The 12942-nt window shown below is 39.5% G+C and carries 13 protein-coding genes; all 13 read right to left on the bottom strand.

Annotation, left to right across the window (positions count from 1 at the left end):
- On the bottom strand, positions 1-872 hold an 872-nt coding region (locus HMPREF0980_RS19170), incomplete at its 3' end, for a PKD domain-containing protein (protein WP_049729468.1).
- 38 nt (positions 873-910) lie between these two features.
- Positions 911-1288: a hypothetical protein gene (locus HMPREF0980_RS12700; protein WP_049729467.1), complete on the bottom strand. Its 378-nt coding sequence runs from the start codon at positions 1286-1288 to the stop codon at positions 911-913.
- Between the two features lies 1 nt (position 1289).
- Positions 1290-2066 carry a hypothetical protein gene (locus HMPREF0980_RS12695; protein ID WP_049729466.1) on the bottom strand — a complete coding sequence of 259 codons (777 nt, stop codon included), beginning with the start codon at positions 2064-2066 and terminating at the stop codon, positions 1290-1292.
- 13 nt (positions 2067-2079) lie between these two features.
- Positions 2080-3528: an O-antigen polysaccharide polymerase Wzy family protein gene (locus HMPREF0980_RS12690; protein ID WP_084002766.1), complete on the bottom strand. Its 1449-nt coding sequence runs from the start codon at positions 3526-3528 to the stop codon at positions 2080-2082.
- An 18-nt stretch (positions 3529-3546) separates the two neighbouring features.
- A complete protein-coding gene (locus HMPREF0980_RS12680; protein WP_049729463.1) occupies positions 3547-4632 on the bottom strand; it encodes a YveK family protein in 1086 nt (361 codons plus the stop codon).
- A gap of 25 nt (positions 4633-4657) precedes the next feature.
- Positions 4658-5785 carry a DegT/DnrJ/EryC1/StrS family aminotransferase gene (locus tag HMPREF0980_RS12675; protein ID WP_049729462.1) on the bottom strand — a complete coding sequence of 376 codons (1128 nt, stop codon included), beginning with the start codon at positions 5783-5785 and terminating at the stop codon, positions 4658-4660.
- A gap of 9 nt (positions 5786-5794) precedes the next feature.
- Positions 5795-7093: a UDP-2,3-diacetamido-2,3-dideoxy-alpha-D-glucuronate deacetylase VimE gene (locus HMPREF0980_RS12670; RefSeq protein ID WP_049729461.1), complete on the bottom strand. Its 1299-nt coding sequence runs from the start codon at positions 7091-7093 to the stop codon at positions 5795-5797.
- Between the two features lie 5 nt (positions 7094-7098).
- Entirely contained in the window at positions 7099-8091 is a 993-nt protein-coding gene (locus HMPREF0980_RS12665; protein WP_049729460.1) for a hypothetical protein, read from the bottom strand.
- The gene (locus tag HMPREF0980_RS12660; RefSeq protein WP_049729459.1) at positions 8070-8618 is read right to left on the bottom strand and encodes a GNAT family N-acetyltransferase; all 549 of its coding nucleotides are present in this window, start codon (positions 8616-8618) and stop codon (positions 8070-8072) included. The genes HMPREF0980_RS12665 and HMPREF0980_RS12660 overlap by 22 nt, the downstream gene beginning before the upstream one ends.
- 21 nt (positions 8619-8639) lie before the next feature.
- Positions 8640-9989, bottom strand: coding sequence for a lipopolysaccharide biosynthesis protein (locus HMPREF0980_RS12655; protein ID WP_049729458.1), 1350 nt, complete (start codon positions 9987-9989; stop codon positions 8640-8642).
- A gap of 13 nt (positions 9990-10002) precedes the next feature.
- Positions 10003-10542, bottom strand: a complete 540-nt coding sequence (locus HMPREF0980_RS12650) for an acyltransferase (protein WP_049729457.1) — start codon at positions 10540-10542, stop codon at positions 10003-10005.
- Positions 10542-11615 (bottom strand): Gfo/Idh/MocA family protein, encoded by a 1074-nt coding sequence (locus HMPREF0980_RS12645; RefSeq protein WP_049729456.1) that lies wholly within the window; start codon positions 11613-11615, stop codon positions 10542-10544. Before HMPREF0980_RS12645 ends, HMPREF0980_RS12650 begins: the two co-directional genes overlap by 1 nt.
- A 13-nt stretch (positions 11616-11628) precedes the next feature.
- On the bottom strand, positions 11629-12942 hold the full coding sequence (locus HMPREF0980_RS12640; RefSeq protein ID WP_049729455.1) for a nucleotide sugar dehydrogenase: 1314 nt from the start codon (positions 12940-12942) through the stop codon (positions 11629-11631).

The following is a 12942-nucleotide window of genomic DNA, read 5'->3' as shown; positions in this document are numbered from 1 at the left end:
ACCTTATCTCCGGAATCCGCACTGCTCCTGTCGCTGCTCACGGACAGCTTCAGCGCCTCCTCCTTTACCGTCACGTCTCGGATCCCCGAGGTCACGTTCCCGCTCCTGTCCTTCACCGCTACCGTGAATCGGTGCAGCCCGTTCCCGGATGCCGTGAATGTATATGTCGGCGTCGAACTGTATGCCCGCACCGTCGTCGCCGTTCCGTTGTAAGTCTCTGTAAAACGGTACTCATAGTCCCCTGAGCCGCCGCTTCCCTTTGCCGTCAGCGTCACCGAATTCCCTGCATTAACTATGGAGGGCTGGCTGCTATTTATTTCAATTGATAATAATGCCCTTCCTTCAGGCTGAACACCTATGCTTTGCGTGCTCCTCCTGACTGAATTATTATTATCATCGCTATCTGTAGCTGCAGGTTCCTGGTTCTGGATTTCCTGCTCATTTTGTTCTTTTTCAACACCACTTTCGCTCTCTGAAGATGCCGCTGCCGCAATAACTTCATAAGCCATCTCCTGCATGGTCACATTCCCTTGCGCATCTTTCAGCAATACACGAATCGTGTGAATACCTGCACCTTCAGCACTAAAACTATAACTGTCTTTGTCACTGAAATCCTGCAATAATTCGGCATCCCCATCTTTTTGTATAAAACTATATTCATAGTAATTTTCTGTATTTTTTAATTCGACTTTTGCGGTAACCGCTTCGCCTTCATGAATTATATTATCCTTATCAAGACTCAATTCTGCATCTTCATTGATATCATAATCATGATTAATGTCGATATTATTCCCCTCCTCAGCTAATGCCAAGGCATTAATCTGGCTGAACAGTAATGCCGCAATTATAAAACCCGATATTAATTTTTTCATCTTTAATTTCCTCTTTGTGCCGTACTATCTAGTAACATCTATCTGTAAGTAATAACTCCTAGAACAGAAACATTATGCTTCTTCATTAGTTCTAAACATGTTTCCAATTCTGAATACATGCAATATGCATAACGTTCAACAAATACAACCGTATCACATTTTTCTGCTTCAAATACATTCTTTGGATACTGTGTCAGCGTCTCCAGAATCTGAGTTTCTAATTCATCCTTTTTACCTAGTTCCTTCACACACTCTGCAATGGTCTTCAAAGCTCTGTCAGATTTAGAACTTGTTGTGAAACCTATCTGTTTCCAACCATTCATACGGGCCTGCTCGACAATTAACTGTGTGGCATATTCTATCTGGCCCTTTGCTTTCTCTTCTTTGCTCAATTTATACGATTTTTTCTCGCCCATATTAATTCCTTTCCTTGATACTTACTTCTCCTAGAACCGTCAGTCCGACTGCCTCAAAATCACTCTTCCTATTAAGCGTAGGAGCAAACAATATCTTGAAAAACGCACCAATTACACTAAGCAGTACACAAACAACAAATGCAAGAGCAGCTACCTTTGTCAGACTCCACTGCTGTTTTTCCATAAGTGTCTTTGTATTACTGTTGTCAATAGAAACAACTTGTTCATTTCTTGAAAGTTCTACAACATTCACTTGGCTTCCCGCGTTGGCAGCCACCTGTTTAAACCAGGACATGTAAGCGTCTAACAAGGTTTCAGTAAATGCCTCATCTGAAGTCCTTGCAGTTAATTTGATTGCAAACTTATCTTCATCGGTTGTTGAAAACACATACTGAGCAAGAGAATTCGTAGTTATAGATGCTTCCGTTACACCATTTCCCATAAAACCAGCTATGTCTTTTTTACTATATTTATCCAGCACCAAATCTGCCGTATATTCTCTACATTCTTTGTCATTCATTGTCGCTAGAAATGCAGCACTCAGACTTTTTGAGGTTACTGATTCTCCGGTGCCCTTATAGTCCAGATAAAATGAAACTGTTTTCATCTGAAGCTCTGACACATTTCCCACATCCAGATCAATCTTTTCCGTTTTGAACGGGAACAGCGCACATATAGCAACGATTATGACAGTCCCTAACACACTGGCTATGAGAATCTTCCATTTATACTTCCATATACCAACAAATACATCTTTCAACCCAAAATGTTCAAACATTCCGTACCTCCTGTTATGTTTTAACAAACTCGTATTTCTTGCAACATAGGCCTGCCATTAAATAGCAGATTACTACTGCAAGCCAAAAACCAATCTGTATAGTAAAATCCAAGAACCCAGTCGCCTCTGCTCTGGGAACAAAAAATATCTGTGTTAGAATAAATAAAAATATGGTTGCCGTCAAGGAATTCTTCTTAATGATTCTCATGCCTTTTATTAGAATATATGCCAAGAGGAAACTGTATACTGCGATTCCCCAATAACCAAAATCTATAAAGGTCTCCAATAAATACGACGAGCCCCATCCATGACCGGTTATATATTCATCTCCTTTTGATACATATGCCAGGCTGTGGGAAAGGTTATTGCTCAACATGGCATTTTTAACACTGTTGCCACTGTCTAACGCTTCAGCCGAGAAAAATTTCTGTGCTATGGCCCCATGAGTTACGTAATCAATAAATCCTCCGAACGTATAGTTCTTTTCCATCCTGTTGGGCAAAATATCCATACAGGAATACCCTATATTCAAAACTTTAAAGGATACACCTTGTCCATAAAAAAATGATACAAACAACTTTCCAATCCCATCCGGTATATTGCTGTTGCCTACCCTTATGCTGGAATAAGCACCCATAAAAAGCAATGCCGCTGGCGTTCCTATACCAATTGCCATTTTTTCCAGTTTGCCAAGCCATTTATCTTTATCATGCAGTGCGTCCCTTATGAAGAAGTAAAGGAAGATGAATACCGCATTTAGCATGATCGGATTACGAACGCCAATTATGAGACCGGGAATTGCTGAAATCAAATACAGGGCCAAAGGTAAATAGCATTTTTTCTTTTCCGGAAAGGTTCCAAGAAAAATGCACAGGCTGTATTTCATAAACCCGGCGATAAGATGTATGATATAAGGCGCATGGCTTACAAAAGAAGAATAGTAATCCACATAATCTCTTCCACTCATAAATATAAGCTTCTCTACTTCCAGCATAAGGAATGCAATCATGGAAAAGTAGAAAATGACAGCGGATATTATCTGAAGATTATTTCTAAACTTTTCTATATAATCTGTATTCCTGCCAATTACAACATCTCGTATCTTTTCCTTTTTATGCCGTTCGGCCAGGAGAGCACCCGCAAACATCGCAATAAGACTTATTGTCAAAGCATTTATTGCAAAAAACAGACTGTCTTTGCCAAATTCCTTTACATACTCTTTCCACCAGTCATGGTCTCTAAACAGTTCAATAATTGGTCTGCCCAGAAGAAACACCAAAATCATAATATGGAACATGAGAAAAAATATTCTATTTTTTATGTTTTCCGAACAATATATAATATTGTTCAAAAAACATGCGACTGTACACAAGAGAGCAAAACTATATGACTTCAGGCAAATCCCCAGTATTGCAAAGATAATGCCCAAAACCAAAACTGAATACCGCAAACATTTTTTCATAATAAAACCATAACTCCATTAATATCCATAAACGATACCTACTATTTTCTTATCCATTATTTTTAAAATATTCACTGTATCTTCCACTTCTGCAATTTTAGCATCATTCTTGCCGATTGCCAACACTACCTCGTCAATTCCACTACTTTCCAACTCCGCATACTTATTATCTGAATCGTGTATAACTGCTATCTTTTTATCCGAAAGAATTTTATTTGCACCGCCTGACAGCTGTTCCAGCAATTCTTCCGTAATCTTTTTCGATCCCAGGCTAACAACGGCACAGCTATGGTAACGCTGCTTTTCTACATATTGGCTGAGTAAGAACGCCGTCATATCCAAACTGTCGTTACTGACCTTTTCAATTTTGATCTGCCCCAATAGAGGGACCTCCTGAAGTGCCGGCACTTCATTTTTGTCTCTGAACCGTTTATCCCACAAAGAGCATATAAAGAGTGCGATAAGCGCTGCAATTAGAGACAGGGCAAGTATAAATGCAAATTTCATAACGGATGTCGATTGACCTGGTACAGATACATGCTCTACTCTGACATTCTCTGAAGGCTCCTGTAACAAGACAACTTCTAAGTCATCTGACATTTCTGAGATTTTGGTCTGTATCACTGTTGAATATATTTCAGCAACCGCTAGAGTCTCTTCTTCAGATTCTCCCTTAACGGTAACATTCAATAGCCTTTCTTCTGGTATAAGCTCCACTTGACCATCATCAAATTTGTAATCGTCAAAGCCCCGCTCTGCCATCGCCTGTACAATCTCCTGCTTAACCCCCTCGGTACTCATTAGATTGACTAAAGTCTTTAATCTGGCCTCTCCCGAAGCTTCAAGACTGTTTTCTCTGTATGCATCAACGTAATTATTCAGTGCTTCCTTATTATTTTGCGCTCCGCTGTCTGATGACTTCAGATAGAAGACGCTTTCCGCCATATAGCTGTCATCAGGCACCGTTTTTCCAGATGCGCTTGTAGAGAGAGCTAACACTGCTCCTATCAGGACAGCAGCCAAAATAATCCACCAGAAGCGCCTGATATTGTCACGGAACTTCTCCCACGTGATTATTATTTCATTGTTGTGCTGAGTTTCCATTTTATCCTCCATTTGATGGTATATTTTAAGCTAGCGCTCTTTTTACTGCATCCGCGATAATGCGTATATCTGCCTCATTTAAGTATGGATGCATTGGCAGAGATAATACTGTAGTACATAATTCCCGTGTTTTAAGGTTTTCTATGTACTGTTTGTCCCCTGCAAATGCCTGCTGTGCACTCATCGCCTTCGGATAATAAATCATTGTAGGAATTCCTGCGCTCTTAAGCGCTTCCTGCACCTTTGTCCTTTCTGCCTCATCACTGAAACGTATCGTATACTGTGCCCAGCTGGAATAAAAGCCTTCTGGTACGGCCGGCGTAGGAACAACATCTTTAAGCAGCTCCGTATAGCACTCCGCCACCTTGTTTACAGCTTCCAGCTCATATTCAACAAATGCTTTTAATTTCACCTGTAAAACTGCTGCCTGCAGCGTGTCCAACCTGGAGTTCCATCCGATTCTTACATTGTCATATTTGCCCTTAGTTCCTTTTCCGTGCACTCTGACGGACCTGAGATATTCTGCCACCTCATCATCATTTGTGAATATAGCACCACCGTCACCATAACAGCCAAGCGGCTTAGCAGGAAAGAATGAGGTCGTCGCTGCATCACCAAAGCTGCCAGCTCTCTGCCCGGCTATACTTCCTCCAAACCCTTGTGCCGCATCTTCAAGCAGCAGAAGGTCGTATCTATCAGTCACGGCTTTCAGAGCTTTATAATCCGCAGGCTGCCCGAACAGGTCAACTCCGATGACCGCTCTCGGTGTAAGCCTGCCCTCTTCCAATACTGCCTGTATAGCTCTTTCAAGAGATTCTGCATCTGCATTAAATGTATCTTTATGAACGTCATAAAATACCGGTGTCGCCCCCTCAAAAGATACCACCTCACCAGAGGCAAAAAAAGTAAAATCAGGAACAAATACCGCATCAAGTGGTTTGATGTCCCATGCCATCATCATCATTGTAAGAGCATCCGTACCATTCCCACATGTTACACAATGCTTTACTCCTACATAGTCTGCCAGTTTTCCTTCCAGTTCCTGCACCTGTTTTCCATTAATAAAATTACAGTCTGCCATTACTCTTCCAACTGCTTCGTTAATTTCGCCCTCTAAACGTTTATACTGGCTTTTTAAATCTCTGAATTCCATAAAAACCTCCTAATTTTTAATCCTGCTTTTGAGATAAAGCAATGTTTTTTCATAAAGTCTTCTTTGATATCCATCACTGGCTGCCGATACTGTAGAATTATGCCAAAGTAAAACGGCCTCGCCATTATATTCAAATACGTGGTCCAGCAGCCTGCACACCTTTTTATAAGCTTCCTCTTCCGTTAATCCCATATATTCACTGCCATCTAACGTAACCTCCATCACGGTCATAGGGTGTAAGGTTAAGGGTGTTATTTCTTCTTCATTAAGATCAATCCATTTCACGGCTCTGCAGGTTCCTAACCTGAATCCGGCAGCATCTGCGAAGCCCATTGTAAAATCATCCGTTATACCAAATCGTACTAAATGTTTTAATTCGAGAGGATGTCTGCTGGCCAGATAGTGATATCTGTTTAAGGTTATTTCATGATTGCAGATTCCCTCAATCCTCTTCTTCTCCTTTTTTATATTCTCCGGTGCTTTACCTGCCTCATAACTGATATGAATGCCGACAGTAGCACCGTTATTTTCTACATAATTCACAAAATCTTTTACATCTTTTTCTTTGTCAATGTACCCAAAGTCTCTCTGCGAATGTCTGCACCCCATTATGAAATAAACACATTTGCACTTTTCTGTCAGGGTCTGTACCGAATTATCCATCTTTAAAAGCCATGGAAACGTATATATGGGGTCATATTTTTTATAATTCAACCGCGCCTTGATACTTTCTGTTTTATTGCTTTTATTTAATACGATTCGTTTTGCCATAGTCCTCATCGCACTTAATAAATTTTTCCATTGCCATATCTGATCGACGTCATGGGTGAGATATATACGCTCGAATCCTTTCTTTACCGTTCTAACGGGAATGCCCAGTTCAGCAAGACATGTTCTCAATAAATTTCCATATTCATCAACCAAAGGCCGTTCCAGACAGCCGGCTTTATATAAAATAGAACCCTTACCCAGATACCGGCCATGTCCGTCTCTGTTATCTGTCCGGATATATTCCTCATATCTCGTAATCATAAAAAAAGCCGAGGCGATGATATCTGCGCCCAGTACAATCTTATTATCTTTTTTCTCTATAGTATTATCACCAAATAAGATAGGTAAACCTTTCAGTTCCTTTAAAGGAAATGAAGGTAAGCTGTTTTCAGTCATATAAGTATCCGGCTTAAAAAAACCAGATTCCTTGATTACTACTCTTCCACTGTCCTCACCATATGAAATATATCGGGACAGCTCATCATTTTGCGGACCTAGAAGAAACTTTATGACATAATCTATAATTTTAGTTTTCATTACATTCACACTTGTTTAAACCTGTTTAATATTTTATAATATAGTAACTTCACCGGGGATACAAATTCTTTTTCTATTTTAAAATAAGGCAATTGCCTGGTTCCTAATTTACTAAATGAATCTTCTACACTTTCAATCATACTGCCTTCCATATCAAAACATTTCACCTTGCCAGACAACCTCTTTATCATTTCAAATACTAAAAGTGTCAGAGCACCACTACTTCTAAAATCAGGGTAAATAGCCGAAATCAAATCAAATGCACATTCATCGTCCCAAATACAAAACACAGCAGCTTTTATATTTCCATCAGCATCTTCAGCATAAATTGCCTGTCCAGAATTATTATCATATGCTGCATTATAAATTTTTTCAAATAAGCAAAATGAATATGAGATGTCAATACCACTCAATATTAGACTCTTTTTATGCAATTCATAAAAATCTTTAGCTGACAAATTTTCTCCAACCTTAACTCCACATTTTGTGGCATGTCGTATCTGTTTCCTTTTAGACGAAGAAAAACTGTCAAACACTGCATCAGCATTTGATATATCCATGATACGATATGAATAAAAGGTTGTTTGTCTATAACCTTTCCAATAAAAAGGAAGCCAATTTGTTACTCTATAATCTTGTGTTTGTAAATAGCTAATTAAATTTTTACTTTCAAGCTGTTCAATTAGCTTTTTCATAATCTCTTTTTCATAAGACAATTTTCTTTCATAGTTTTGATTCGGCGGGTATGAAATTACCACTCCACTAGACTGAGTAAACTTAGGCTGTATGACCCTTATTCTATTACCTAATCGAATAAAAGCATAAACTAAGCAGCCTGCTATTTGTCCACCTTTTTCTACTAAAATAACATCCCAATTATCTTCTCCGCAAACTGCATCCATCCAAAATGGCTTTTGAAAAATATTAACTCTTTCTTTAGTACAAAATTTTATATATTTTTCTTTATTACTTAGATTTAAACTGTTATTTTTTTCCATTTAAATTTCCACCATTCTACATAATAATATCTTTTTAAATAACTAAATCCCACTTTTTTCAAACCGAGCTGAGAAGGTCTGTTATCAAAGGATGTTGTTATAGTGAACTTCATAATATCTTTGTCAGTACTGCATGTCTCAATCAAGTACTTCAACATTAACGGATATATATTATTGCCCCTGTACTTTGAATCAACATAGCAATAGTGTATATACGCACTATTTTTTACCTTAAAAGCCCCTTCAATATTATGCGGCAGCACACACGCAGCATGTCCCGCCATCCTACCGTCTACATAAGCAAAAACACATACTTGTCCTTTGCTAACCATATTTTCAAACGCATACTGAACATTCTTATTTCTCACAGCACAGACATCTTTACACATATGATTTGTAACCGTCTCTATCCTGAGACGTGGTTTTAAATTAGAATCAACTTCTACTTTCGTCCCCTGGTCGAGATAAAATATTATACCTCTTTTTATATGAGGCAGATATTTGTATATTTTATTCATTATGCTCATAACGATATCCCACTTTCGATACTATAGCTGTGACACAAAAAAATAAATACCATAGATGACCACCGAACTGCCGACAATATATTTTGCCACAAAACCGGCGAATCTCTTCATACTAAACTGCGTAGTCTTTATACACAAAAAAATATTCACAAAATTGCAGATACCATCACAGAATGCATAAAAAATTACCGTCTGTACTACCGTCAGGCTTAATACTCTTGCTATTACAAAACATGCAATGTACTGTAATAATGAATATATTGAACAAATCAATGCCAGCTTCTGCTTTTCCACAATTACAAAAGTTCCGGATATACACGCAGAACAATACTTCAGCAAATACAGAAAGCCCAGGGCTGTAATATATATTCCTGATACAGCCCATGCAGAACCTAATACAAACTCAACTATCTGCTTACCTGCTATTACAAGGATTCCTATAGGTATTACTGCAAGTTTTATATTCTTCTCCACCATGTCAAAACATAGGCCACCGATGTCTTCCCCTCTGCTGTACCTCTCGGCAGCTTCTCTGTAATACACTCGATTTACAGGCGTAGCAAGTAAGGTTACGGGTACGCTAAGAATCTTACATGCCATTGTGTAACCACCTAACGCAGCGCTTCCAAATATACGTCCCAGAAACTGAATCGGTAATTGAGCTGAAACTATGGACACCATATTGGCGGGCATCTGTACGAGTGGATACGCTTTATATCTGATAAGAGTGTCTTTTAAATCCTTCAAGCCAACATGCCCCTCATATGGATTAACTTTCCTGCGCATATGGATTATACATACAATATATGACAATAATGTTCCAATAATATAGCCTGTTGTACCCAGCCCTGCTGCTCCCAATGCAATTGAAAACCCAGAGTTCGCTATTGCAGAAAGGATAGGATTCCAGAACAATATCTTATACATCTTCTTGCGGTTAACAAATGCATAATAAACATTCTGTTCATTAAAGAGCAAAACATATAAAATCAAAAATACTACGGATAAGTAATAATTTCCCTTAACATTAAATATATGAATATTGGGTGAGACAATAAGAATGCCGACAAAAATCACTAAAAGGAATAAACAATTAGCTGTCCTGATCAGCTTGCAGATTTTTACCGCCTCACCGTCCTCTTTCGGTATCATTATTGCAACCAGCAAAGCCATGGTCACAAAACTGGATATGATATTTCCATTACTTAAAATCAAATCATATTCACCCAATTCAGATGGGGTAAATATTCTGCTGATAACAGGCAGAAGAAGCATATTAATTGCATAACCAATAACAACTCCCGATGCAAGCACGGCTATATTCTTTAATATATCGGAATTCTTTATCTTCTCAATATATGATTTTATCATAAATATACTGCCTCTATCTCTCCAATTTTTTCCCGCAGACCGGACAGATAAGATTATCCGGCAGTACCTCTCCGCATTCGCAGACCCAGCCAATCTGTCTGGCCGGAACTCCGGCCACAAGGGCATGGTCCGGGATATCCTTCGTAACAACAGCTCCCGCCGCAATCATAGCCCATTTTCCAATTGTATGCCCACAGACAATCGTCGCATTGGCACCAACCGTGGCTCCTTCTCTTAAGATGGTCTTCCTGTAGCCGGCATTTCCTTTTGGATATTTTGCCCTTGGAGTAGTATCATTGGTAAAAACCATAGAAGGACCACAAAAAACGTAGTCCTCTAATTCAACACCTTCATAAATCGAAACATTATTCTGTACTTTAACACCATTGCCAATTCTGACATTATTAGATATATTGACATTCTGTCCAAAGGAGCAGTTCTTTCCTATAACGGCCCCACTCTGGATATGAGAAAAATGCCACACTTTCGTGCCTTCTCCTATTATAACATCCTCATCTATATAACTGCTTTCGTGAACAAAATAAGCACTCATTAAAACTCTCCTGTCATATCGATGCTGGCAAAATGTTCCACCGGAAACTTCACCGGCTTACCTTCCTTCTGACTCTTATAGATTGCCAGAACGAGTTCCAGTGCATTCTTGCCTGCACGTGCATTAACATATGGTTCTCTGTCGTTTTGAATTGCATCAATCACATCTGCATACAGGCTTGTATGTCCGTTGCCATATACATTACTTGTCTCCTCCTCAAGGCCTTTGTTCTTTTTATCCTCATCGGTTTCATCGGCAAAATCCCACACATCGATGTTGTTGGTTGATTTTCCTCCCAGCTTGACAGTACCATTCTCTCCAAATACGTATAACGTTTCCTCCAGATTCTGCGGATACACATTCGTAGTTCCCTCGACAGTAGCGACAGAGCCATTCTTAAACTTGACAACAGCCATGCCAATATCTTCCGCCTCCAAATAATCGTGGAACTGCTGGCGTGTCACACCGTAAACCTCATCTATATCATCTCCCATCATCCACCGCAGCAAATCTATACCGTGTATACACTGATTCATCAATGCGCCGCCGTCCTGTGCCCATGTTCCGCGCCAAGGTGCCTGGGTGTAATACCCTTTATTACGATTCCATCTGACGTGTATCGCCCCATGTGACATACGGCCAAACCGGCCTGCTTCTACTGCTCTTCTCAATTCCTGAACAGCTACGTTAAAACGATTCTGATGGCAGGCAGATACTTTTACACCTTTTTCGTCCGACAATTTAATTATCGCTTCTGCATCATCCAAACTCATAGCCATCGGTTTTTCAATAATGACATTGATTCCATGCTCGATACAATAAAGGGCAATTTCTGCGTGATTCCCACTTTCAGTCGCAATTCCGGCTAATTCAATCTCATTTTCTTCAATAAGTTTTTTATAATCAGTATATCTCTTAATCCCCACATCCCCTTGTAAATCATGCTTCGCTAACAGCTCCTCCATATGCTCGGGGATAACATCACATACCGCGACAAACTCGAGGTTATTATTTACAACCGCCTTCACATGGTTCGTAGCAATACGGCCACAGCCAATCAGTGCATATTTCATCTTATATGTCCTCCTATAGTATTTCTACATTCTCTTTATTTTCCACATTTTTCATAACATTCTTTGTATCAAATACAGCGGTTGCATTTTCCTGTACCATCTTATAATCCACATTAGAATGAGCTGTCGTAATCATAACCAGATCATAGTCTTTTATTATCTCTGGAGATATCTTTTCAATGCCTTTTTTTACAGTGCCGTTATATTTGTATTCAGCTACCCACGGATCATAGAATTCCACATTAGCCTTCTCTCTCTTAAGTATTTCGATTACCCTAAGAGCCGGGCTTTCACGATAATCGTCAATATCCTGTTTATATGCTACTCCTAATACCAACACTTTAGCACCATTCATAGCCTTCGAGTGCCGGTTCAAAATCTTGCTGGCCCTCTCGACACAGTATTCAGGCATCCTGTCGTTAATCATCATTGAACTCTCTATCATGGAAGTATGGAAACCATACTCTCTTGCTTTCCATGTGAGATAATAAGGATCAAGCGGTATGCAGTGTCCTCCCAGACCCGGTCCCGGGTAAAATGCCTGGAAACCATATGGTTTCGTCTTTGCGGCATCAATAACCTCCCACATACTGATACCCATTTTCTGGCACAGCATTGTCAGCTCATTTACCAGTCCTATATTGATATTCCTGTATGTGTTCTCCAATATCTTTTCCATCTCAGCAATTGCAGGAGATGACACTTCACATACATCACCCTCTAATACGGAACGATACATGGAAGCGATAACTTCTGTAGCGTCTTTTCCGATGGCTCCTACTACTTTTGGTGTATTCTTTGTCTTATAGATTAGATTACCCGGATCTACTCTTTCAGGTGAAAAGCCCAGATAAAAGTCTTCCTCACATTTTAATCCAGAGCCCTCTTCCAATATAGGCCTGATGAGTTCTTCAGTTGTACCCGGGTATGTAGTAGACTCTAATACTACCATAGTACCCTTCTTTAAATATTTGGCTATCGCTTCTGTAGAAGATTTGACGTAGCTGATATCCGGCTGTTGATGCTCGTCCAATGGGGTCGGAACGCAGATAGCAATAAAGTCAACATCCTTCACAAAACTGAAGTCTGTTGTTGCCTTAAACATACCACTCTCTACTAGCTCTTTCAAATCATCATCCACAACGTCACCGATATAATTGTGCCCTGCATTAACCATCTCAACTTTGGCATCCTGGACATCAAAACCTATTGTTTTAAAACCAGCTTTAGCTTTTTCAACAGCTAAAGGAAGGCCGACGTATCCAAGACCTACAACACCTACCGTTAATTCTTTTTTTTCGATTTTCTTCAATAATTCCTGTTTCAT

The sequence above is a fragment of the Dorea sp. D27 genome, assembly GCF_001185345.1.
In the GTDB taxonomy this organism is placed as follows: Bacteria; Bacillota; Clostridia; order Lachnospirales; family Lachnospiraceae; genus Extibacter.
Note: the sequence above shows the minus strand (reverse complement) of the source record. Positions and strands in the feature narration are given on the sequence as shown.

Excerpts from the sequence above, each read along its gene's own strand:
- HMPREF0980_RS12700 (WP_049729467.1), bottom strand. The coding sequence starts at position 1,288 with ATGGGCGAGAAAAAATCGTATAAATTGAGCAAAGAAGAGAAAGCAAAG.
- HMPREF0980_RS12695 (WP_049729466.1), bottom strand. The coding sequence starts at position 2,066 with ATGTTTGAACATTTTGGGTTGAAAGATGTATTTGTTGGTATATGGAAG.
- HMPREF0980_RS12690 (WP_084002766.1), bottom strand. The coding sequence starts at position 3,528 with ATGAAAAAATGTTTGCGGTATTCAGTTTTGGTTTTGGGCATTATCTTT.
- HMPREF0980_RS12680 (WP_049729463.1), bottom strand. The coding sequence starts at position 4,632 with ATGGAAACTCAGCACAACAATGAAATAATAATCACGTGGGAGAAGTTC.
- HMPREF0980_RS12675 (WP_049729462.1), bottom strand. The coding sequence starts at position 5,785 with ATGGAATTCAGAGATTTAAAAAGCCAGTATAAACGTTTAGAGGGCGAA.
- HMPREF0980_RS12670 (WP_049729461.1), bottom strand. The coding sequence starts at position 7,093 with ATGAAAACTAAAATTATAGATTATGTCATAAAGTTTCTTCTAGGTCCG.
- HMPREF0980_RS12665 (WP_049729460.1), bottom strand. The coding sequence starts at position 8,091 with ATGGAAAAAAATAACAGTTTAAATCTAAGTAATAAAGAAAAATATATA.
- HMPREF0980_RS12660 (WP_049729459.1), bottom strand. The coding sequence starts at position 8,618 with ATGAGCATAATGAATAAAATATACAAATATCTGCCTCATATAAAAAGA.
- HMPREF0980_RS12655 (WP_049729458.1), bottom strand. The coding sequence starts at position 9,989 with ATGATAAAATCATATATTGAGAAGATAAAGAATTCCGATATATTAAAG.
- HMPREF0980_RS12650 (WP_049729457.1), bottom strand. The coding sequence starts at position 10,542 with ATGAGTGCTTATTTTGTTCACGAAAGCAGTTATATAGATGAGGATGTT.
- HMPREF0980_RS12645 (WP_049729456.1), bottom strand. The coding sequence starts at position 11,615 with ATGAAATATGCACTGATTGGCTGTGGCCGTATTGCTACGAACCATGTG.
- HMPREF0980_RS12640 (WP_049729455.1), bottom strand. The coding sequence starts at position 12,942 with ATGAAACAGGAATTATTGAAGAAAATCGAAAAAAAAGAATTAACGGTA.